This window comes from Micromonospora sp. NPDC023966 (assembly GCF_040639095.1).
In the GTDB taxonomy this organism is placed as follows: domain Bacteria; phylum Actinomycetota; class Actinomycetes; order Mycobacteriales; family Micromonosporaceae; genus Micromonospora.
The window spans coordinates 33601-54994 of sequence record NZ_JBEZZJ010000026.1 but is presented as its reverse complement, the minus strand read 5'-3'; the positions used below and the strand labels follow the sequence as shown (position 1 = coordinate 54994).

18 protein-coding genes are annotated in these 21394 nt (G+C 71.6%); 10 read left to right on the top strand and 8 right to left on the bottom strand.

What is annotated here, in order from left to right; all coding sequences use genetic code 11:
- The first annotated feature begins 97 nt into the window (after nt 1-97).
- Nucleotides 98-2662: a valine--tRNA ligase gene (valS, locus tag AB0F68_RS26110; RefSeq protein WP_357342869.1), complete on the top strand. Its 2565-nt coding sequence runs from the start codon at nt 98-100 to the stop codon at nt 2660-2662.
- A gap of 79 nt (nt 2663-2741) precedes the next feature.
- Here the strand turns inward: valS and AB0F68_RS26105 are convergent, their stop codons facing one another.
- From AB0F68_RS26105 to AB0F68_RS26085, 5 genes are all read right to left on the bottom strand, one after another.
- A complete protein-coding gene (locus AB0F68_RS26105) occupies nt 2742-3221 on the bottom strand; it encodes a hypothetical protein (RefSeq protein WP_357342867.1) in 480 nt (159 codons plus the stop codon).
- Between the two features lie 170 nt (nt 3222-3391).
- A complete protein-coding gene (locus AB0F68_RS26100) occupies nt 3392-4102 on the bottom strand; it encodes an ABC transporter permease subunit (protein WP_357342866.1) in 711 nt (236 codons plus the stop codon).
- Nucleotides 4103-4105: 3 nt separating this feature from the next.
- Nucleotides 4106-5059: an ABC transporter ATP-binding protein gene (locus AB0F68_RS26095; RefSeq protein WP_357342864.1), complete on the bottom strand. Its 954-nt coding sequence runs from the start codon at nt 5057-5059 to the stop codon at nt 4106-4108.
- Entirely contained in the window at nt 5056-5937 is an 882-nt protein-coding gene (locus tag AB0F68_RS26090; protein WP_357342862.1) for an ABC transporter permease subunit, read from the bottom strand. The genes AB0F68_RS26095 and AB0F68_RS26090 overlap by 4 nt, the downstream gene beginning before the upstream one ends.
- Nucleotides 5930-6844 (bottom strand): ABC transporter ATP-binding protein, encoded by a 915-nt coding sequence (locus AB0F68_RS26085; protein ID WP_357342860.1) that lies wholly within the window; start codon nt 6842-6844, stop codon nt 5930-5932. The genes AB0F68_RS26090 and AB0F68_RS26085 overlap by 8 nt, the downstream gene beginning before the upstream one ends.
- 273 nt (nt 6845-7117) lie before the next feature.
- Between AB0F68_RS26085 and cysC the strand changes: the two genes are divergently transcribed.
- The 3 genes from cysC to galT all read left to right on the top strand — a co-directional run bounded on the left by cysC (nt 7118) and on the right by galT (nt 10658).
- Nucleotides 7118-8647, top strand: a complete 1530-nt coding sequence (gene cysC, locus AB0F68_RS26080) for an adenylyl-sulfate kinase (protein ID WP_357342858.1) — start codon at nt 7118-7120, stop codon at nt 8645-8647.
- A 152-nt stretch (nt 8648-8799) separates the two neighbouring features.
- On the top strand, nt 8800-9588 hold the full coding sequence (locus AB0F68_RS26075) for a DeoR/GlpR family DNA-binding transcription regulator (protein WP_357342856.1): 789 nt from the start codon (nt 8800-8802) through the stop codon (nt 9586-9588).
- A complete protein-coding gene (gene galT, locus AB0F68_RS26070) occupies nt 9585-10658 on the top strand; it encodes a galactose-1-phosphate uridylyltransferase (RefSeq protein WP_357342855.1) in 1074 nt (357 codons plus the stop codon). The genes AB0F68_RS26075 and galT overlap by 4 nt, the downstream gene beginning before the upstream one ends.
- 260 nt (nt 10659-10918) lie before the next feature.
- On the opposite strand, the gene AB0F68_RS26065 is transcribed toward galT, so the two are convergent.
- Nucleotides 10919-12136, bottom strand: coding sequence for an NADP-dependent isocitrate dehydrogenase (locus tag AB0F68_RS26065; protein WP_357342853.1), 1218 nt, complete (start codon nt 12134-12136; stop codon nt 10919-10921).
- A 134-nt stretch (nt 12137-12270) separates the two neighbouring features.
- Here AB0F68_RS26065 and AB0F68_RS26060 point away from each other — a divergent pair, with 134 nt between their 5' ends.
- Entirely contained in the window at nt 12271-13083 is an 813-nt protein-coding gene (locus tag AB0F68_RS26060) for an MBL fold metallo-hydrolase (protein ID WP_357342851.1), read from the top strand.
- A gap of 131 nt (nt 13084-13214) precedes the next feature.
- Here AB0F68_RS26060 and mdh read toward each other — a convergent pair whose 3' ends face one another.
- Complete coding sequence (mdh, locus tag AB0F68_RS26055) at nt 13215-14165, bottom strand: malate dehydrogenase (RefSeq protein WP_357342849.1); 951 nt, start codon at nt 14163-14165, stop codon at nt 13215-13217.
- A 100-nt stretch (nt 14166-14265) separates the two neighbouring features.
- On the bottom strand, nt 14266-15129 hold the full coding sequence (locus tag AB0F68_RS26050; protein ID WP_357081352.1) for a bifunctional methylenetetrahydrofolate dehydrogenase/methenyltetrahydrofolate cyclohydrolase: 864 nt from the start codon (nt 15127-15129) through the stop codon (nt 14266-14268).
- Nucleotides 15130-15539: 410 nt separating this feature from the next.
- Here AB0F68_RS26050 and AB0F68_RS26045 point away from each other — a divergent pair, with 410 nt between their 5' ends.
- From AB0F68_RS26045 to AB0F68_RS26025, 5 genes are all read left to right on the top strand, one after another.
- Complete coding sequence (locus tag AB0F68_RS26045) at nt 15540-17147, top strand: ABC transporter substrate-binding protein (RefSeq protein ID WP_357342847.1); 1608 nt, start codon at nt 15540-15542, stop codon at nt 17145-17147.
- A gap of 190 nt (nt 17148-17337) precedes the next feature.
- Nucleotides 17338-18276, top strand: a complete 939-nt coding sequence (locus AB0F68_RS26040; protein ID WP_357342845.1) for an ABC transporter permease — start codon at nt 17338-17340, stop codon at nt 18274-18276.
- Nucleotides 18269-19225 carry an ABC transporter permease gene (locus AB0F68_RS26035; RefSeq protein WP_357342843.1) on the top strand — a complete coding sequence of 319 codons (957 nt, stop codon included), beginning with the start codon at nt 18269-18271 and terminating at the stop codon, nt 19223-19225. The genes AB0F68_RS26040 and AB0F68_RS26035 overlap by 8 nt, the downstream gene beginning before the upstream one ends.
- Nucleotides 19226-19290: 65 nt before the next feature.
- The gene (locus AB0F68_RS26030; protein WP_357342841.1) at nt 19291-20328 is read left to right on the top strand and encodes an ABC transporter ATP-binding protein; all 1038 of its coding nucleotides are present in this window, start codon (nt 19291-19293) and stop codon (nt 20326-20328) included.
- Complete coding sequence (locus AB0F68_RS26025) at nt 20312-21340, top strand: dipeptide ABC transporter ATP-binding protein (protein ID WP_357342839.1); 1029 nt, start codon at nt 20312-20314, stop codon at nt 21338-21340. Before AB0F68_RS26030 ends, AB0F68_RS26025 begins: the two co-directional genes overlap by 17 nt.
- The last annotated feature ends 54 nt before the right edge of the window (nt 21341-21394 follow it).

The following is a 21394-nucleotide window of genomic DNA, read 5'->3' as shown; positions in this document are numbered from 1 at the left end:
TGTCCCCTGCGAAGGGGCCGGCGGCGTCCCGACGCCGGATACCGCCACGAGGCCGAAAGTCGTGGAGCGGCCGGGGTCGGCTGCCTACGATCGGCTGATGACCGATACGGCGAGGACGGCCCGCGCCGGGGTCCCCGAGCGTCCGACCCTGGACGGCATCGAGGAACCCTGGGCGCGCCGCTGGCAGGAGGACGGGACGTACGCGTTCGACCACTCGAAGGAGCGGCAGGACGTGTACGCGATCGACACCCCGCCGCCGACCGTATCGGGCGAGCTGCACATGGGGCACGTCTTCTCCTACACGCACACCGACACGGTGGCCCGGTTCCAGCGGATGCGCGGCCGGACGGTCTTCTACCCGATGGGCTGGGACGACAACGGCCTGCCCACCGAGCGGCGGGCGCAGAACGTCTACGGGGTGCGTCCCGACCCGGCCCTGCCCTACGACCCCGACTGGCGTCCGCCGGCGAGGCCGGTGAGCGAGGCGGCCCGGAAGGACCCGGCGACGATCTCCCGGCGCAACTTCATTGAGCTGTGCGAGGTGCTCACCGCGGAGGACGAGAAGGTCTTCGAGGCGCTGTGGCGACGCCTCGGGCTGTCGGTGGACTGGTCGCTGACCTACACCACGATCGGGCGGGTGGCCCGGGCGACCAGCCAGCGGGCGTTCCTGCGCAACCTGGCCCGGGGCGAGGCCTACCAGGCCGAGGCGCCGACGCTCTGGGACGTGGGCTTCGCCACCGCGGTGGCCCAGGCCGAGCTGGAGGACCGGGAGCGGCCGGGCGCCTACCACCGGCTGCGCTTCCAGGGGCCGGGCGGGCGCGAGGTGCTGATCGACACCACCCGGCCGGAGCTCCTGCCGGCCTGCGTGGCGCTGGTCTGCCACCCGGACGACGAACGCTACGCCGACCTGGTGGGCACGCAGGTGCGCAGCCCGCTGTTCGGGGTGGAGGTGCCGGTGCGCGCGCATCCGCTGGCGGATCCGGCCAAGGGCACGGGCATCGCGATGGTCTGCACCTTCGGCGACCTGGCCGACGTGACCTGGTGGCGCGAGCTGCAGCTGGACACCCGGGTGGTGATCGGCCGGGACGGGCGGCTGCTGCCGGAGCCGCCGGCCGGCGTGCCCGCCGAGCCCTACGCGGCCCTGGCGGGGCAGACCGTGAACGGCGCCCGGCGGACGATCGTCGAGCTGCTGGCCGACGCGGGCGATCTGGTGGGCGAGCCGCGTCCGCTCACCCACCCGGTGAAGTTCTACGAGCGGGGCGACCGCCCTCTGGAGATCATCTCCACCCGCCAGTGGTATGTGCGCAACGGCGGCCGGCACCTCGGCCTGCGCGAGGAACTGCTGGCCCGGGGGCGGGAGCTGCGCTGGGTGCCGGAGCACATGCGGCACCGTTACGAGAACTGGGTGAGCGGCCTGACCGGTGACTGGCTGGTCAGTCGGCAGCGCTTCTTCGGCGTGCCGGTGCCGGTGTGGTACCGGCTCGACGACATTGGCGAGCCGGACTGGTCCCAGCCTCTCACGCCGGACGAGTCGATGCTCCCGGTCGACCCGTCCAGCGAGCCGCCGCCGGGCTACCAGGAGGGGCAGCGCGGGATGCCGGGCGGCTTCGTCGGCGACCCGGACGTGCTGGACACCTGGGCCACCTCGTCGCTGACCCCGCAGATCGTCGGTGGCTGGGAGACCGACGAGGACCTGTTCCGGCGCGTCTTTCCGATGGACCTGCGCCCGCAGGGGCAGGAGATCATCCGCACCTGGCTGTTCGACTCGGTGGTCCGGGCGCACCTGGAGCAGGGCGTGCTGCCCTGGCGCGACGCGGTGCTCTCTGGCTGGATCCTGGACCCCGACCGGAAGAAGATGTCCAAGTCCAAGGGGAACGTGGTCACCCCGATGGCCCTGCTGGAACAGCACGGTTCGGACGCGGTCCGCTACTGGGCCGCCAGCGGCAAGCCCGGCATGGACCTGGCCTTCGACCCGGCGCAGATCAAGGTGGGTCGCCGGCTCGCCACGAAGCTGCTCAACGCGTCAAAGTTCGCCCTCGGGCTGGGCGCCGCGGACGCGCTGCGGGCACCGGCGACCGCGCCGCTGGACACCGCCATGCTGACCGAACTGTCCGGCGTGGTCGCCACCGCGACCACCGCCTTCGACGACTACGACCACACCGCCGCGCTGATCGCCACGGAGGCGTTCTTCTGGCGGTTCTGCGACGACTACATCGAGCTGGTGAAGGAGCGGGCCTACGGCACCGGGCCGGGGGCGGACTCGGCCCGGGCGGCACTGGCCACCGCGCTGTCCGTGCAGCTGCGGCTCTTCGCCCCGGTGCTGCCGTTCGTCACCGAGGAGGTCTGGTCGTGGTGGCGGTACGGCTCGGTGCACCGGGCGCCCTGGCCGACGACCTACGAGGTGGGTCGGGCGGTGCAGGGGCCGGGTGACCCGGAGCTGTTCCGGCTGGCCGCGGACGCGCTGGGTCAGGTGCGCCGGGCCAAGTCGGAGCGGAAGCTGTCGATGAAGGCGGAGGTGCCGCTGGCCGAGGCGCTCGGGCCGGCCGCCCTGCTCGAGCGGCTCACCCTGGTGGCCGACGACGTCCGGGCGGCGGGCCGGATCGCCAAGCTCGACCTGCTCCCCGACCGCACCACCGAACTCGTCATCGCCTGCGCCTTCTGAGCCGCCACACGGATCGGACGACGAGAAAAGGAGTGGCTGTTCGCGACGCGACAGCCACTCCTTTCCCGCGAGATCCGGCTCAGGTCGCCGAGCAGGCGGTCCCGAGCTGCTTCACGGCGGTGTTCAGCGAGGCCTTGCTCGGCGCCTTCTTGGGTGCCTTCGCCCACGTGTCGGCGAGGTCCGACATCGCGGTCGCGACCTGCTTCACGGCGTCGTTGACCGTGGTGCTGGTGGTGAAGGCGTTCGCGAAGAGCGAGGCGGCGCCGGCGGAATACTGGGCGCTGACCGCGGAGTGGCCGGCCGGCGGCCCGATCTTCTCCGCGGCGGCGACCTTCTTCAGGGCGGCCTGGATGTCCTTGTCGATGGCGGTGCAGGCGGATTTGGTGGCGGCGTCCATGGCCGGGGTGCCCGTCGCGGTGGCGCTCGGCGCGGCGGCCGACGAGGTGGCCGCCGCGCTGGCGCCGCTGGACGCCGCGGGCGTGTCGCCGTCGTCGCAGCCGGACATGACGAGCGCCGCCAGCGTGGCCGGAATGAGCAGTGCGAGCCGAGTTGAGCGCATGGTTTCTCCCCCGTTGTCACGTGTTGTCGCCGCCGCAAGCTACCAGACCTCGGAACGCACCGTGATCCTCCAGTCCACTTCGGACATCGACCAGGGGGGTCGCCCCGCACGGACGGGCCCCGCCCGACGTGCCGTCGTCGGCGGCGTCGAGCGGGGCCCCTTCGTGCGCGTCAGCTGGTCTCGCCGGCCACGCTGAACGAGCGGAGGCGGTCGATCGCGAGGACCGTGAAGCCCACCGCGATCAGCGCGCTCATCACCGCCGCGACCGGCACCGACACGTTGGTGGCGAGCAGCTCGGTCGGTGCGATCCGGTCGGCGAGCGCGATCACGTACTGCTGGATGGAGAGCACCTTCGTGCCGCTGACGAAGTTGCCGAGCAGCCCCTCCCAGATCAGCACGTAGACGAGGCCGAGCAGCACCGGCCGCCGGGTGAGCAGGCTGAGCGCGACGAAGAACGCGGAGTAGGCCAGCGCCCCGATCGACGCGGCGACGGCGAGCGCCAGGCCGAGGCGTACCGAGTCGGCGAGCACGCCCGCCACGTAGAGCGGCACGGCGACGGTGACCGCCGTGACGCCGGCGGCCACCGCCAGCTTCGGCAGGATGATCTGCCAGCGCGGAAGCGGCTTGGTGAGGATGTGCACCACCGTGCCGTCGTCGATCTCCGCGCCGAGCACGCCGGTGCCGACGATCAGCGCGACCACCGGCAGCACCACGGCCAGGCCGAGCCCGACCAGCACCGCCGGCCCCCACTCGCCGGGGTCGACGCCGAGCGAGCGGGAGAGGATCGCCAGCGCCAGCAGCAACGCGGGCAGCGGGAGCAGCAGGAGGAAGCGGCGCCGGCCGAACAGGCCGCGCGCGGTGATCCAGGAAACGGTCGACATGGGTCAGCTCCCCACCAGGTAGGAGAAGACGCTCTCCAGCGATTCGTCCTCGGGCGTCAGCGTCCGGACCCGGAGGCCGCGGGCAAGCGCGATCTTCGGCAGCGCGCGGGTGAAGGCGCCGTAGTCGCCGGCCCGCACGGTCAGCCCGTCCCGGCTGAGTTCCACCCCGGTGACCGACTCCTCGGCGATCAGCGCGACCGCGAGGGCCCGGTCGTCCGTGGAGCGCACCCGGAAGACGTGCGGCCGGTTGGTCATCAGCCGGCGGATGGTTCGGTAGTCGCCGGAGGCGGCCAGCCGGCCGGCGACCATCACCTGCACGGTGCCGGAGACCTGCTCGACCTCTTCGAGAATGTGCGAGCTGAACAGGATGGTCCGGCCGGCGTCGCCGAGCCGGTGCAGCAGGGCCATCATGTGCAGCCGCTGCCGCGGGTCCATCCCGTTGAACGGCTCGTCGAGCAGCAGCACCTGCGGGTCGTGCACCAGGGCGGCGGCCACCCGGGTGCGCTGCCGCATGCCCTTGGAGTAGGTGCCGATCTTCCGGTCCTGCGCCCCCTCCATCTCGACCAGCGCGACGGCCCGGCGCGCCGCCGCCTCCGGGTCGGGCAGCCGGTGCAGCTTGGCGCTGGCCAGCACGAACTCGTACGCGCTGAGGAAGGTGTGCACCGCCTCCCGTTCGCTGACCAGGCCGAGCCGCCGGTAGACCTCCGGGTTGCGCCAGGTCGGCGCGCCGTCGAGGGTGACCTCGCCCCGGGACGGGGAGAGGAAGCCGGCCATCATGTGCAGCAGGGTGGTCTTGCCGGCGCCGTTCGGGCCGAGCAGGCCGGTCACGCCGGGCCCGAGCCGCATGGTGACGTCGTTGACCGCCACCACGTTGCCGTACCAGCGGGAGACGCCGGCGAGGTCGAGGGTGGAGGCGGGGGTGGCCGGGGCCGCCGGCTCCGCGCTGATCGTGGTCATCGGGCGGCCACCTTCCGGTATCGCAGCAGCAGCAGGGTGACGCAGCCGGCCACCAGCAGCACGGCGGCGGCCACGTAGACCGGCCCGAAGCCGCCAATCTGATAGTCGGCCTGCCCACCGGGTACAAGCAGGTCGCCGAGGGTGTACTCGCCGACAGCATGGATCAGGGCGGTGGGCGAGCCGAGCATCGCCAGCTCGTTGACCGTGCGGGACGGCATGATCGACAGGATGCCGACGATCGGGGCGGTCATCAGGAACACCGCCACGACGCCGCCCGCCGCGAAGGCCCGCTTGCCGGTGAGCGAGGCGATGAGCAGCCCGACCGAGGCGAAGACCACCGCCCAGAGCGCCGCGTAGAGCAGGCCGGGCAGCAGGTCGAGCAGCTCGTCCCAGACCCCGCCGAGCCCGTCCTTGGTGGTGAACGCGGCGCCCAGGAACATCACGAGCTGCGGCGCGCCGAGCAGCAGCCAGAGCGCGGTGACCAGCGACCCGAGCTTGGCCAGCGCGTAGTCGCCGCGCGGCAGCGGGCGGGAGAAGTAGAGCGGCAGCACGCCGCTGTGCAGGTCGCGGGAGACCAGCTCCGGCCCGACCACCGCGACGAAGAAGATGACCAGCCAGCTCATCGCGTCGGCGAACTGGGCGTACGTCATGACGACCTGACCGGTCTGGGTGCGTACCGCGGTCAGCCCGGCGGCGACGATCAGCACGATGCCCATCACCAGCCAGGGAAAGATCTTCGCCTTGGCGGAGCGGCCCAGCCCGAAAGCGGTACGCAGGCCGTGCAGGTAGAGCGCGCCGAAGACGTGCCGGCGGCCGAGCCGCGGGCCGGTGTAGCGCTGATAGCCGATGTCGTGGATGACGCCGGTCGGCTCAGACATGGCTGGGCTCCCTCGTGGCGAAGAGTTCGGCCACCCGGTGCCGCCGCTGGTCCAGCCGGTGCAGCGACAGGTCCAGCTCGGCGACCGCGCCGATGATCAGGTCGTAGGTGGCGTCGTCGGCGAGCGGGACGAGCAGCAGCCGCCCCTCCCGGGACACCGGCAGGTTCAGCGCGGTGAGCCGGGCGGCGAGTTCGTCCGTACCCTCGCTCACCTCGACGGCGAGCACGTCGATGGCCGAGGTCATCGCGGCGATCCGGTCGGCGCGCAGCAGCCGGCCGCCGTCGATGGCGACCAGGGTGTCGCAGATCCGCTCCACTTCGCCGAGCAGGTGCGAGCAGACCACCACCGAGATGCCGAACTCGGTGCCGATCCGGTGGATCAGGGCGAGCATGGCTTCCCGGCCGGCGGGGTCCAGCCCGTTGGTCGGCTCGTCGAGCAGCAGCAGGTCGGGGTCGTGCACCAGGGCCTGGGCGAGCTTCACCCGCTGCTTCATGCCGGTGGAGTAGCCACCGACGGCCCGGTGCCGCTCCTCGTGCAGGCCGACGTGGCGCAGCGCCTCGGAGGCCCGCTCCCGGGCCACCGTGCGGGGCAGCCCGCTGATCCGGCCGAGGTGGGTGACCAGTTCGGCGGCGGAGAGGTCGGGCGGGAGGGCGTCGTGCTCGGGCATGTAGCCGACCCGGGCGCGGACGGCCGCGGGGTCGGTGGTGGGGTCGAGGCCGAGCACGGAGACCCGACCGCTGGTCGGGGCTAGAAGGCCCAGCAGGATCTTGATCAGGGTGGACTTGCCGGCGCCGTTCGCGCCCACCAGTCCGATGATCCCCGGTTCGACCGACACCGTGAGGTCGGCCAACGCGGTGACCCGGCCTCCGTACGTCTTGGTCAGCGACTCGGTCGCGAGCAGTGTCACGAGGCCAGCCTAGGAAGTCCCGGCCGCCTCGGGTATCGGGAAACGCTCGGGGTTGCCCCTGATTCCGCCCGGACGGGTCCGCGGGGTTTCGCCCGGACTTCGGGTTCGGCTGGCCGACCAGCCGGTTCCCACTGCCCGTCCGGCTGGCCGAGGGCTGGCCGGGGCCCCCGGAACGGCCGGTTTGCCGGCCGGTGACCGGGAGGTGGAGTGGCGCTCTCGACCGATCGCCGGTGGGCTGCGAAACTGTGTGCCGGCCGGTGAGTTGGGGGTTCGATGAGCAACGGGTGGCTGCTGCCCGAGGACGTTCTGCGGGACGCGCCGGCGTACGCGCCAAGGCCCGCTGAGCTGGCCGATCTGGGGTTGCTGCTGACCGGGGCGTACGCCCCGTTGACCGGCTTCATGACCCGGGCCGACCTGGCGTCGCTGAGCCGGCGCGGGCGGCTCGCGGACGGCACGCCGTGGCCGGTGCCGGTGACGCTCCAGGTGCCGGCCGCGCTGGCCGACGGGCTGGTGCTGGACGACCCGCTGCGCCGGGCGCTGGTGCTCACCGACGGCGAGGGCGCCCCGGTGGCCGCCATGGACGTGACCGACGCCTGGCCGGTCCGCGAGGGCACCGTCGGCGTGGGCGGCGCGGTACGCCGGCTGGGCGACGGCGGCCACGGGCCGTTCCAGCGGCTGCGGCGCAGCCCGGACGAGATCCGCGGGCTGCTGCCCCCGGGGCGGGTGCTCGGCGTCTTCGCCGACCGTCCGCTGCACCGGCCGCAGCTCGCGCAGATCGCGCACGCCGCCCGGACGCTCGGCGCGCACCTGCTGGTGCTGATCCCGGTGGGCGAGGAGGCGACCGGCGGGCTGCCGGCCGAGGCGTTGGTGCGCAGCGTGTTCGCCGCCCGGGACCGGATGCCCCCGGCCACCCTGGTGGCGGTGCCCCTGGCGAAGCGACGCGACGAGATCAGCGACGCGCTGCTGCGGGCCCGGGTCGCCGCCGCCTACGGGGTGACCCACCTGCTCTCCACCGAGGGCATGCTCTCCGGGGCCGGCCTGCGGGTGCTGGTGCCCCGCGAGCTGGCCTACGACAACCGCGACGGGCAGTGGCGCTGGCGGGAGGACATCCCGCCGCGCAACCGGCGGCTGGCGCTCAGCCAGGAGGAGATCGACGACCTGCTGGACCGGGGCTTCCCGCTGCCCGAGTGGCACACCCCGCCGGCGGTGGCCAAGGAGCTGGCCCGGGCCCGCCCGCCGCGCCGGCACCGGGGCCTGGTGGTCTTCCTGACCGGCCTCTCCGGCTCCGGCAAGTCGACCATCGCCCGTGGTCTGGCCGACCTGCTGCGCGAGGGCGGCGACCGGACCATCACCCTGCTCGACGGCGACGTGGTGCGCCGCGAACTCTCGGCCGGGCTGGGCTTCGGCAAGGCCGACCGGGATCTCAACGTGCGCCGGATCGGCTGGGTGGCCGCCGAGATCGCCCGGCACCGGGGGGTGGGCATCTGCTGCCCGATCGCCCCGTACGCGGCCGCCCGCGCCACCGCCCGGGAGATGGCGCAGGCCGCCGGGGCCGGCTTCCTGCTGGTCCACGTGGCCACCCCGCTGGAGGTCTGCGAGCAGCGCGACCGCAAGGGCCTGTACGCCCGCGCCCGGGCCGGCCTGATCACCGGGATGACCGGGATCGACGACCCGTACGAGGAGCCGACCGACGCCGACCTGGTGGTCGACACCACGGACATGACCGTCGAGGAGGCGGTCCAGCGGGTGATGGAGCACCTCACCGAGACCGGCTGGGTGGAGCCCCGCCTCCAGTCCGCCTGATCCGCGTAGCACCGACCGCCGCCGCCCCCGCCTCCGGACGGCGGCGGTTTCGCGTCCGCTTCCGTTGTCCCCCGTTGCGCGGTAGTGTTCGTCTTTGTTGGAACGCGTTCGACCACGTGGACACGGGTCGGGAGTCGGGAGGTGACGGCGGGGTGCTGGCGCGGCAGCGGCAGGCGGTCATCCTGGAACGGGTCCGCGCCGCCGGAGGCGTCCGGGTCACCGAGCTGGCCGCCGAGTTCGGCGTCTCGGACATGACCGTCCGGCGCGACCTGGAGACGCTGCACGAGCAGGGCCTGCTCGCCAAGGTGCACGGCGGGGCGACCCTGGCCGGCCCCGGCTCGACCGACGAGCCCGGGTTCCGCGCCAAGTCGGTCCGCCAGTCCGTCGAGAAGGCCGCCATCGCCGGCCGGGCCGCGGGGCTGGTTCGCCCCGGCGCCGCGATCGCGCTCTCCGCCGGCACCACCACCGCCGAGCTGGCCCGCCGGCTGACCGACGTGCCGGGCCTGACCGTGGTGACGAACTCCCTGCCGGTGGCCGAGATCCTGCACCTCGGCGGCCGGCCGGACCAGACCGTGGTGCTCACCGGCGGGGTGCGCACCCCCTCGGACGCGCTGGTCGGCCCGCTTGCCGTGGCCGCGATCGGCGCGCTCCACCTGGACCTGCTCTTCCTCGGCGTGCACGGCATCAGCGAGCGGGCCGGGTTCACCACCCCCAACCTCATGGAGGCGGACACGGACCGGGCCCTGGTGGCGGCCGCCGACCGGCTGGTGGTGCTCGCCGACCACACCAAGTGGGGCACGGTCGGCATCTCCTCGATCGTCCCGCTGGAAGCGGCGGACGTGCTGGTCACCGACGACCGGTTGGCGCCCGAGGCGCGCCGGGCACTTGAGGACAGGGTGGGTGAGCTGGTGATCGTGCCGGGCACGGAGGGGGCGGAGTGAAGCGTACGCAGATCGAGCTGGCCGACGGCCGCGAGTTGATCTACTTCGACGAGCGGGACGACGCGGTTCGCGACCAGCCGGACCGGCGGGACCTGCCCCCGCCGCCGCACGCCTCGCAGCTCCGGTACGACCCGCTGACCGACGAGTGGGTGGCGGTCGCGGTGCACCGGCAGACCCGGACCTTCCTCCCCCCGGCCGACCAGTGCCCGCTCTGCCCCTCCCGGGGCGACCGGCTCAGCGAGATCCCCGCCCCCGACTACGACGTGGTCGTCTTCGAGAACCGGTTCCCGTCGCTGAGCCAGCGGGTCGCCGAGGAGCCGGCCGAGATCACCCCGTTCACCCCGGTACGCCCGGGGCGCGGCAAGTGCGAGGTGGTCTGCTTCACGGACGACCACAACGCCTCGTTCGCCAGCCTCTCCCCCGGCCGGGTGCGGACGGTGCTCGACGCGCTCGCCGACCGGACCACCGCGCTGAGCGAACTGCCCGGGGTGGAGCAGGTCTTCCCGTTCGAGAACCGGGGCGTGGAGATCGGGGTGACCCTGCACCACCCGCACGGCCAGATCTACGCATACCCATTCGTCACGCCGCGGACCCGGACCATGCTGGCCGCCGCCCGCCGGCACGCCGAGCGCACCGGCGGCAACCTCTACGCCGACGTGCTCGCCGCGGAACGCGCCGCCGGCGACCGGGTGGTGGCGAGCAACGAGCACTGGACGGCGTACGTGCCGGCCGCGGCCCGCTGGCCGTTCGAGGTGCACGTGGCGCCCCACCGCCCGGTGCCGGACATCCCGGCCCTGGACGACGCCGAGCGGGACGCCTTCGGGCCGCTCTACCTCGACGTGCTGCGCCGCTTCGACGGGCTGTTCGACATGCCGATGCCCTACATCGCGGCCTGGCACCAGGCGCCGGTGCACGTCGACCGGGAGCTGGGGCACCTGCACCTGCAGCTGTTCAGCATCCGGCGGGCCAAGGACAAGCTGAAGTATCTGGCCGGATCCGAGTCGGGGATGGGCGTGTTCATCAACGACATCGCCCCCGAGCGGGCCGCCGAACTGCTCCGCGCCGCCTGATCTCCCGCCCCACAACAGGGCGCGGGGGGCCCGGGACAGGGCCCCCCGCGAGGGAAGGGACGGCTGGCTGTGCGCGACAGCCGGGAAGGCTGACTGATCGGCGCTCAGGCCGCGAGGCGATCGCGGTCAACCTTCCTTGGACGGGACTGGCATCACGTCCACCCTGCTCAACGAGGCGCGCCCGCCCCGGGTGACGCCGGGTCGCGGACACGACGGAGCCCGCCGGCAGGGCCGGCGGGCTCCGGTGTGAACGGTGACGGTCAGGCCGACAGCTTGCGGGCCAGGTTCTCGTCGAGCGCGTTCATGAACTCGTCGGTGGTCAGCCACGGGGCGTCCCGCGAGATGAGCAGCGCGAGGTCCTTGGTCATCTGGCCACCCTCGACGGTCTCCACGATGACCTGCTCCAGGGTGTTGGCGAAGTCGGTGACCGCCGGGGTGTTGTCCAGCTTGCCCCGGTGGGCCAGGCCCCGGGTCCAGGCGTAGATCGAGGCGATCGGGTTGGTCGAGGTCTTCTCGCCCTTCTGCCACTGCCGGTAGTGCCGGGTGACGGTGCCGTGCGCGGCCTCCGCCTCGACGGTGCGGCCGTCCGGGGAGAGCAGCACGGAGGTCATCAGGCCCAGCGAGCCGAAGCCCTGCGCGACGGTGTCGGACTGGACGTCACCGTCGTAGTTCTTGCAGGCCCAGACGTAGCCGCCCTCCCACTTGAGCGCGGCGGCGACCATGTCGTCGATCAGCCGGTGCTCGTAGGTGATGCCGGCAGCCTCGAACTCCGACTTGAACTCGTTCTCGAACACCTCGGCGAAGATGTCCTTGAACCGGCCGTCGTACGCCTTGAGGATGGTGTTCTTGGTGGACAGGTAGACCGGGTAGCCGCGGTCCAGGCCGTAGCGGAACGAGGCGCGGGCGAAGTCCCGGATCGACTCGTCGAAGTTGTACATGCCCATGGCGATGCCGCCGCCCGGGAAGTTGGCGACCTCCATCTCCATCGGCGCGCCGCCGTCGGCCGGGGTGTAGGTGATGGTCACCTTGCCCGGGCCGGGGACGACGAAGTCGGTGGCCTTGTACTGGTCGCCGTGCGCGTGCCGGCCGATGATGATCGGCTTGGTCCAGCCGGGGACGAGCCGCGGCACGTTCGACATGATGATCGGCTCGCGGAAGACCACACCGCCGAGGATGTTGCGGATGGTGCCGTTCGGCGACCGCCACATCTTCTTCAGGCCGAACTCCTCCACCCGGGCCTCGTCCGGGGTGATGGTGGCGCACTTGACGCCGACGCCGTGCTCCTTGATGGCGTTGGCGGCGTCGACGGTGACCTGGTCGTCGGTCTCGTCGCGGTGCTGGATCGACAGGTCGTAGTAGTGCAGGTCGACGTCGAGGTAGGGCAGGATCAGCTGCTCCCGGATCTGCTTCCAGATGATCCGGGTCATCTCGTCGCCGTCGATTTCCACGACCGGGTTGTTTACCTTGATCTTCGCCATCGGCCGGCGCTCCTCTCGGGGGACACGTGCTCAAGCAGTACGAGCGTACTGGAAACTGACCGGGGCTCCCCAGCCGGCCTCACCCCGCGGGAAACGGGGTCGCCCGGGACGGGCCGCGGTGGCATCCTTCCCGGATGCCGCTGACTCACACGGTCGGGTCTATCACGGTCACCGCCCTGCTCGACGGCGCGGGTCCCTTCTTCCAACCGCGCGTCGAGGCGTTCCCGGACGCCACCCGCGAGCAGTGGCGCGAGGCCGACCGACGGGACCCCGACACGGTCAACCCGGACGGCCGCTGGTGGCTGCGGTTCCGCGCGTTCGCGCTGCGTACCGGGGACGGGCCGGTCACCCTGGTCGACGCCGGGATCGGCCCGGCCGACGCGCTCGCCGCGAGCTGGGCGCCGGTGCCCGGCCGGCTGCCGGCCGAGCTGACCGCCGCCGGCATCGACCCGGCGGAGGTACGCACCGTGGTGCTCACCCACCTGCACACCGACCACATCGGCTGGGCGGGGCCGCTCTTCCCGAACGCGGACCACCTGGTGCAGCGCGCCGAGCTGGCCGCGCTGGAGCTGTTCCACCCCGAGCTGCCGGCCCGGCTCCTGGGGCCGTTGCGCGCCGCCGGCCGGCTCCGGGTGGTCGACGGCGACACCACAATCACCCCCGGGGTACGCGTCCTGAGCACACCCGGCCACACCCCCGGCCACCAGTCCGTGCTGGTCGACGACGGCGACGACCGCCTCCTGGTGACGGGCGACCTCCTGGTCCACACCCTCCAACTGCTCGATCCCACCCTCGCCTACGCCCACGAGGAAAACCCGACCCAGGCCCGCACCACCCGCCAATCCCTCCTGCGCACCCTCGCCCCCGTCACCCTGGCCACCCCCCACCTAGGCCACCCCTTCACCCCCCACCCCCTCCCCAGCCCGGCCCGCGCCGACCCGCGATGATCATGAAGTTAGCGGCGATGTCGATCTCCGAACGTGCCGCAAACTTCATGATCAGGTGGGCGAGGGCGGGGCGGGATGCGCGAAGGGCGGGCCGGCGGTAGCCGGCCCGCCCTTCGGCGGTGGTGCTCAGGTCACATGTTGGCGACGTCGGCCTGCTTGGCGCGGACGGCCTCGGCGGCCTCCTTCAGGGCGGCCAGCTCGTCGGCGTCCAGGTCGGTCTCGACGACCCGCTTGACGCCCTCCGCGCCGATCTCGGCCTCGACGCCCAGGTAGACGCCGGAGATGCCGTACTGCCCGTCGACCCAGGCGCAGACCGGCATGACCTCGCCGGAGTCCTCGGCGACGGCCTTGGCCATCCGGGCGGCGGCTGCGGACGGGGCGTAGTACGCCGAGCCGGTCTTCAGCAGCGCGACGACCTCGGCGCCACCGTTGCGGGTCTTGACGACCAGCTCCTCGATCTGCTCGGCCGGCATGGCCTCGCGCAGCGGCTTGCCGTTCACGGTGCTCTTCGACGGGACCGGGACCATGGTGTCGCCGTGCGAGCCCAGGGTCAGGGTCTTCACCGACTTCACCGGTACGTTCAGCGCCTCGGCCACGAAGTTGGTGAACCGCGCGGTGTCGAGCATGCCGGCCTGGCCGAGCACCCGGTTCTTCGGGAACTGGGTGGCGAGCTGGGCCAGCGCGGTCATCTCGTCGAGCGGGTTGGACACGACGATGACGACGGCGTTCGGGGCGTACTTGGCGACGTTCTCGGCGACCTGACGGACGATCTTGGCGTTGGTCTCCAGCAGGTCCATCCGGCTCATGCCCGGCTTGCGGGGCAGGCCGGCCGTGATGACGACGACGTCCGAGCCCTCGATGCCCTCGTAGCCCTCGCCGTTCGGGCCGGTGGTGACGCCGACGACCTTGGTCTCGAAGCCCTCGACGGCGCGCGACTGGTTGAGGTCCAGCGCGAGACCCGCCGGCTTGCCCTCCACGATGTCGGTGATCACGACGGTGTCGAAGACGTCGTACTCGGCCAGGCGCTGTGCGGTGGTGGAGCCGTAGAAGCCGGCCCCGACGACAGTGACCTTCTTACCCATGGTCGTCCCACTCCCTGATACCAGTCGGTTTTCCGGACCGTATCAGCCATCCTGGCACCGATCGGGTCAGGGGCGGACGGTTATGACGTGCCTGGGGCACTCAGTCCTGGCGCTCGGCCCGCTCGACGACGTTGGTCAGCAGCATGGCCCGGGTCATCGGGCCGACGCCGCCCGGCATCGGCACCAGCTTGCCGGCCACGCCGGCCACCTCCGGGTCGACGTCGCCGGTGTAGCGGCCCTTGCCGTCAGCCCCGATCACCCGGGTGATGCCGACGTCCACCACCGTCGCGCCGGGGGTGACCATGTCGGCGGTGAGCAGCCCGGGCACGCCGGCCGCGACGATCACGATGTCGGCCTCGCGGGTGTGCGCGGCGAGGTCCAGGGTGCCGGTGTGGCAGAGGGTCACGGTGGCGTTCTCGCTGCGCCGGGTGAGCAGCAGGCCGAGCGGACGGCCGACCGTGTTGCCCCGGCCGACCAGCGCGACCTTCGCGCCGCGCAGCGGCACGTCGTGCCGGCGGAGCAGCTCGACGATGCCGCGCGGGGTGCAGGGCAGCGGGGCGTCGTAGCCGAGCACCAGCCGGCCCAGGTTCACCGGGTGCAGGCCGTCGGCGTCCTTGTCCGGGTCGATCAGCTCGAGCGCCCGCTGGGTGTCCAGGTGGGCCGGGAGCGGCAGCTGGACGATGTAGCCGTGGCAGCCGGGGTCGGCGTTCAGCTCGGTCAGCACCGCGTCGAGCTGCTCCTGGGTGGCGTCGGCCGGCAGCTCCCGGCGGATCGAGGCGATGCCCACCTCGGCGCAGTCGCGGTGCTTGCCGTTCACGTACGCCTGGGAGCCGGGGTCCTCGCCGACCAGGACCGTGCCCAGTCCCGGCGTGATGCCCCGCTCCGCCAGCGCCTTGACCCGCGTCCGCAGCTCGTCCTTGATCTCCGCCGCGGTCGCCTTGCCGTCCAGGATGGTCGCCGTCACGACTGGATCGTCTCACGCCCCGCGCCCGGCCGGTCGGTGACGGGGAAGGGTGACGAACCGTGACGTGGGGTTAGTCACCGAGAGTCACCGATTGTGCTCCGCGCCACAGCCGGAAATGGACGGCGGATGCCGGACGGGACGGCCCGGAAGCCGCCGGCGCATCCGCCCGAGCGCACCGCGACCGCGCCATACGGCACGACCGGGCGGTTGCGAAGGCCCTGATGACACGCCTGCGGGCACTCAGGTAGCAGACTCGGGCGGCGACGACAAGACCACCCGGCACGTTCCGTTATTGCTTCGCAACGCTCTCGTTGTCGACCGGGTCGATCGCGACCTACCGTTACCGATCGTTGCGCAGCGTCACCCAACGCCGGGCCTGACTGCGCAGCGTGAGGAGACGAGGAGAGTTCATGCGTGTTCGTAGACTCGCCGCCTGGACCGCCCTCCCGCTCGCGGTGACCCTGGGCCTGGCGGCCTGCGGCAGTGGCGGGAACGGCGGATCAAGCGGTAGCGGCCAGGATGCGGCGGTCAGCATCCAGATTGCCGAGCCGCAGCACCTGGTTCCGACCAACACCACCGAAACGTCCGGCTCGCAGGTGCTCGCCGGCCTGTTCAGCCCGCTCGTCGACTACGACGCGCAGAACAAGCCGTACGAGGTCGCGGCCCAGTCGGTGACGCCGTCCGACAACAACAAGGTCTGGACGATCAAGCTCAAGGACGGGTTCACCTTCCACAACGGTGAGAAGGTCACGTCCGACGACTACATCAACGCCTGGAACTACGGCGCGTACGCGCCCAACGGCCAGGGCGCCAGCTACTTCTTCGAGAAGATCGCGGGCTACCAGGACCTGCAGGGTGACAAGCCGAAGGCCAAGACGATGTCCGGCCTGAAGAAGCTGGACGACCTGACCTTCCAGGTGACGCTCTCCGAGCCGTACATCGACTTCGAGTCCATGCTCGGCTACACCGCGTTCTACCCGCTGCCGGAGGCCGCGTTCTCCGCGCCGGGCGTGCTCAACGACTCGTACGAGCAGGCGCCGATCGGTCAGGGCCCGTTCAAGATGAAGGGCACCTGGCAGCACGACAGCAAGCTCGATGTCGAGCGCTACGACGCGTACCCGGGCGAGAAGCCCAAGGTGAAGGACGTCGAGTTCCGGGTCTACCAGCAGCTCACCGCGGCGTACTCGGACCTGCAGTCGGACAACCTCGACGTGCTGCCGACGATCCCGACCGAGAACCTGAGCACCGCGCCGAGCGACCTGGGCGACAACTACCAGACCAGCCCGATGTCGTCGTTCCAGTTCCTGGCCTTTCCCACCTTCGAGAAGGACTACAGCAACCCGGACGTGCGCAAGGCGATCTCGATGGCGATCGACCGTGACGAGATCACCAAGTCGATCTTCAAGGGCTCGCAGCAGTCGGCCCGCTCGTTCGTCTCGCCGGTCCTGCCGGGCTACCGGGACAACACCACGGGTGCCGCGGGTCAGTTCAACCCGGCCGAGGCCAAGAAGCTCTACCAGGCCGCCGGCGGCCCGTCGAAGATCACCATCTCCTACAACGGGGACGGCGGTCACAAGGACTGGGTCGACGCGACCTGCAACCAGCTCAAGGCCAACCTGGGCGTCGACTGTGTCGGCTCGGCCGAGCCGAAGTTCGCCGACCTGCTGACCAAGGTCGAGAAGAAGCAGCCGGTGGGTCTGTTCCGGATGGGCTGGGTCATGGACTACCCGTCCATGGAGGACTACCTCGGCCCGCTGTACAGCACCAACGGTTCGTCGAACTACTACGGCTACAGCAACCCGGAGTTCGACCGCCTGGTCAAGGAGGGCTCGGCCGCGCCCACCCAGGAAGAGGCGATCAAGAAGTACCAGCAGGCCGAGGACATCCTGGCCAAGGACATGCCGGTGATCCCGCTCCGCTTCGGCGAGAACGTGTACGGGCACTCCAGCAAGGTCACGAACGTCCAGATGGACCTGTTCCAGCGGGTCAACCTCGTCAAGATCGAGGCGGCCAGCTGAGTTGACCGTGGCACGGGCCACCCGGGGCGACCCGGGTGGCCCGGAGCACGCGGCGGCCCAGGCCGCCGGCACCCGCCGGGCCCGTCTCGGCGCCGGCCCGAGCGGGCCGGAGGGCACCGGTCGTCAACTTCCGGTACGCCAGAGATGTCATCCCGCGCCCCTTTCGGGCTTTTCCGGAGAGACTGCAAGCATGTTCCGCTTTATCCTGCGGCGCCTCCTGCAGATGGTCCTCGCGTTCTTCGGGACCACGCTGATCGTCTACGCGCTGATGTTCGCCGGGCAGGGCGACCCGATCCAGGCCCTCGCCGGGGAGCGGCCGGTGACGGCAGCTCAGCGGGCATACCTGACGCAGAAGTACCACCTGGACCAGACCGGCGTGGGCGGTTTCTTCTACCGTTACCTCGACTACGTCAAGAACCTGCTCCAGGGCGACCTGGGCCAGTCGCTCACCGGCCGGCAGATCGGCGACATCCTTCAGCAGGCCTGGCCGGTCACTGTGCGGCTGGCGCTCATCGCGCTCGCCGTGGCCATCGTCTTCGGCGTGACCGCCGGCGTGATCGCCGGCATCCGTCGGGCAAGCATCTTCGACAACTCGACGCTGGTGCTCACCCTGCTGGTGCTGGGCATCCCGACCATCGTCCTGGCACCGCTCGCGCAGTACTTCCTCGGCGTCAAGTGGCAGCTCTTCCCGCCCACCGCCGGGGCCCAACCGAGTCTCTACGCGCTGCTGCTGCCGGGCATCGTGCTCGGCTCGCTGTCGCTGGCCACCGCCCTGCGGCTGACCCGTACCTCGGTGGCGGAGAACCTGCGCGCCGACTACGTCCGGACCGCCCGGTCGAAGGGCCTGGTCAAGCGGCGCATCGTGAGCGTCCACGTGCTGCGCAACTCGCTCATCCCGGTGGTCACCTTCCTCGGTGTCGAGCTGGGCAACCTGATGAGCGGCGCGATCATCACCGAGGGCGTGTTCAACATCCCCGGCGTGGGCTTCAACCTCTTCCGCGGCATCCGCACCGAGGACGGCCCGCTGGTGGTCGGCATCGTCAGCGTGCTCGTCGTGGTCTACCTGATCTCCAACCTGGTGGTGGACGTCCTGTACGCCGTACTCGACCCGAGGATCCGCTATGAGTGACTTTGAAACGGTGGCGGCCACGGAGAACCAGGCCGCGCGGCGCGGCGTGTCCGGCGAGCCGGGCGCACCGAACCAGGTCGGCGCGACGCAGAAGCCGCGCAGTCTGGCCGGCGACGCCTGGCGGGACCTGCGCCGCAACCCGATCTTCTGGATCAGCCTGGGCCTGGTCGTACTGATCACCGCGATGGCCGCCGTGCCGTCGCTGCTCACCGCCAACGACCCGCGTGACTGCCTGCTCTCCCGGCAGCACGCCGGGCCGTCCGGCGGGGCCATCTTCGGGTACGACTTCCAGGGCTGCGACGTCTACGCCCGGGCGGTCTACGGCACCCGCGCCTCGCTGCTGGTCGGTGCCCTCGCCGCGCTGGCCACCGGCGTGATCGCGCTGGTCGTCGGCATGCTCGCCGGCTACTTCGGCGGCTGGGTGGACGCGGTGCTCTCCCGCGTGATCGACATCGTGCTCGGCATCCCGCTGCTGCTCGCCGCGATCGTGCTGCTCAAGCGGCTGAGCACCAGCAGCGACAACGTCCGGCTGTTCGCGGTGATCTTCGTGCTGGCGGTGCTCGGCTGGACCACCGCGGCCCGGGTGATCCGCTCCTCGGTGATCACCGCCAAGGAGCAGGACTACGTCTCCGCGGCCCGGATGCTCGGCGCCCGCAACGGCCGGATCATGTGGCGGCACATCCTGCCGAACGCGCTCGCCCCGGCGATCGTGGTGCTCACCATCGCGCTCGGCTCGTTCATCGCGGCCGAGGCGACGCTGAGCTTCCTCGGCATCGGCCTCAAGGCCCCGACCATCTCCTGGGGCCAGGACATCGACACCGGCCGCATCCACATGCGCGAGGCGGCGACCCCGCTGATCGTGCCCTCCGCCTTCCTCGCGCTGACCGTGCTCGCCTTCATCATGCTGGGCGACGCGATCCGCGACGCCTTCGACCCGAAGCTCCGGTGAGCTGTGCGAGCCCGAGGAGTGAGCGCAGCGAGCCCCGCAGTCGTGAGCGAAAGGCAGGCACTGCCATGACCCAGTCCGCTGTTCGACCCACGCCGGCCTCCCCCACCCCGCCCGGCGGCCACCTGCTCGAGGTACGGGACCTGCACATCGAGTTCCGCACCCGCGAGGGCGTGGCCAAGGTGATCAACGGGGTGACGTACCACCTCGACGCGGGCGAGACCCTGGCCGTGCTGGGCGAGTCCGGCTCCGGCAAGTCGGTCACCGCCCAGGCGATCATGGGCATCCTGGACACGCCCCCGGCGCACATCACCTCCGGCCAGATCCTCTACCAGGGTCGGGACCTGCTGACCCAGTCCGAGGAACAGCGCCGGCAGGTGCGCGGCAAGGAGATCGCGATCATCTTCCAGGACGCGCTCTCCGCGTTGAACCCGGTCTTCCCGGTGGGCTGGCAGATCGGCGAGACGCTGCGCCAGCGCGAGGGGATGTCCCGGGCCGACGCCCGCCGGCGGGCCGTCGAGCTGATGGACCTGGTGAAGATCCCGGCCGCGGCGAAGCGGCTCGGCGACTATCCGCACCAGTTCTCCGGCGGCATGCGGCAGCGCGTCATGATCGCCATGGCGCTCGCCCTGGACCCGAAGGTGCTGATCGCCGACGAGCCGACCACGGCGCTCGACGTCACCGTGCAGGCCCAGATCATGGACCTGCTGGCCGACCTGCGGCACGACCTCAACATGGCGATGATCCTGATCACCCACGACCTCGGCGTGGTCGCCGGCGTCGCGGACCGGATCGCCGTCATGTACGCCGGCCGGATCGTCGAGCACGCCGACGTGCGCTCGCTGTACCGGGCGCCGGCCCACCCGTACACCAAGGGGTTGCTGGAGTCGATCCCGCGGATGGACGTCCGCGGCCAGGCCTTGTCGACGATCAAGGGGTTGCCGCCGAACCTCATGCGGATCCCCTCCGGCTGCCCGTTCCACCCCCGGTGCCCGTACGTGCAGCAGGTCTGCGTGGACGTGGTGCCGCACGACCTGGTCCTCGGCGACGGCCGGACCAGCGAGTGCCACTTCGCGCAGGAGGTTCGTGATGACAGCGCCCGCTAGCCCGACCAAGGTCCGCGGCGAGACCATCCTCTCCGTCGACAACCTGGTCAAGCACTTCCCGATCAGCCAGGGCGTGCTGTTCAAGAAGCAGATCGGCGCCGTCAAGGCGGTCGACGGGGTCAGCTTCGAGCTGCGTCGCGGCGAGACGCTCGGCGTGGTCGGCGAGTCCGGCTGCGGCAAGTCGACCCTGGCCCGGCTGCTCATGCGGCTGGAGACGCCGACCGCCGGCCGGGCCACCCTGGAGGGCCGGGACCTGCTCAAGGCGTCGGGAGGGGAGCTGCGCCGGCTGCGCCGCAACATGCAGATGGTGATGCAGGACCCGTACACCTCGCTGAACCCGCGGATGACGGTCGGCGACATCATCGGCGAGCCGTTCGCGATCCACCCGGAGGCGGCGCCGAAGGGCAGCAAGCAGCGGCGGGTGCAGGAACTGCTGGACGTGGTCGGGCTCAACCCCGAGCACATCAACCGCTACCCGCACCAGTTCTCCGGCGGTCAGCGGCAGCGAATCGGCATCGCCCGGGCTCTCGCCCTGCGCCCCGAGATCATCGTCTGCGACGAGCCGGTCTCCGCCCTGGACGTCTCCATCCAGGCCCAGGTGATCAACTTGCTGGAACAGCTCCAGGACGAGTTCGGGCTGTCGTACATCTTCATCGCGCACGACCTGTCGGTGGTCCGGCACATCTCGGACCGGGTCGCCGTGATGTACCTCGGCAAGATCGTGGAGATCGGCACCGAGGAGGAGATCTACGAGCGGGCCACCCACCCGTACACCCAGGCGCTGCTCTCCGCGGTGCCGGTGCCCGACCCGGACGCCCGCGAGGACCGGACCATCATCCGGCTCACCGGCGACGTGCCCAGCCCGGCCGACCCGCCCTCGGGCTGCCGGTTCCGCACCCGCTGCTGGAAGGCGCAGGAGGTCTGCGCCACCCAGGAGCCGCACACCGTGCTCCGCGCGGCGGACCCGCACCCCTCCGCCTGCCACTTCGCCGAGGTACGCCCCGGCGCCTGAGCCTCGGCGCGACGGAGGCCCCGTCCCCCGGAGGAAGAGGGGACGGGGCCTCCG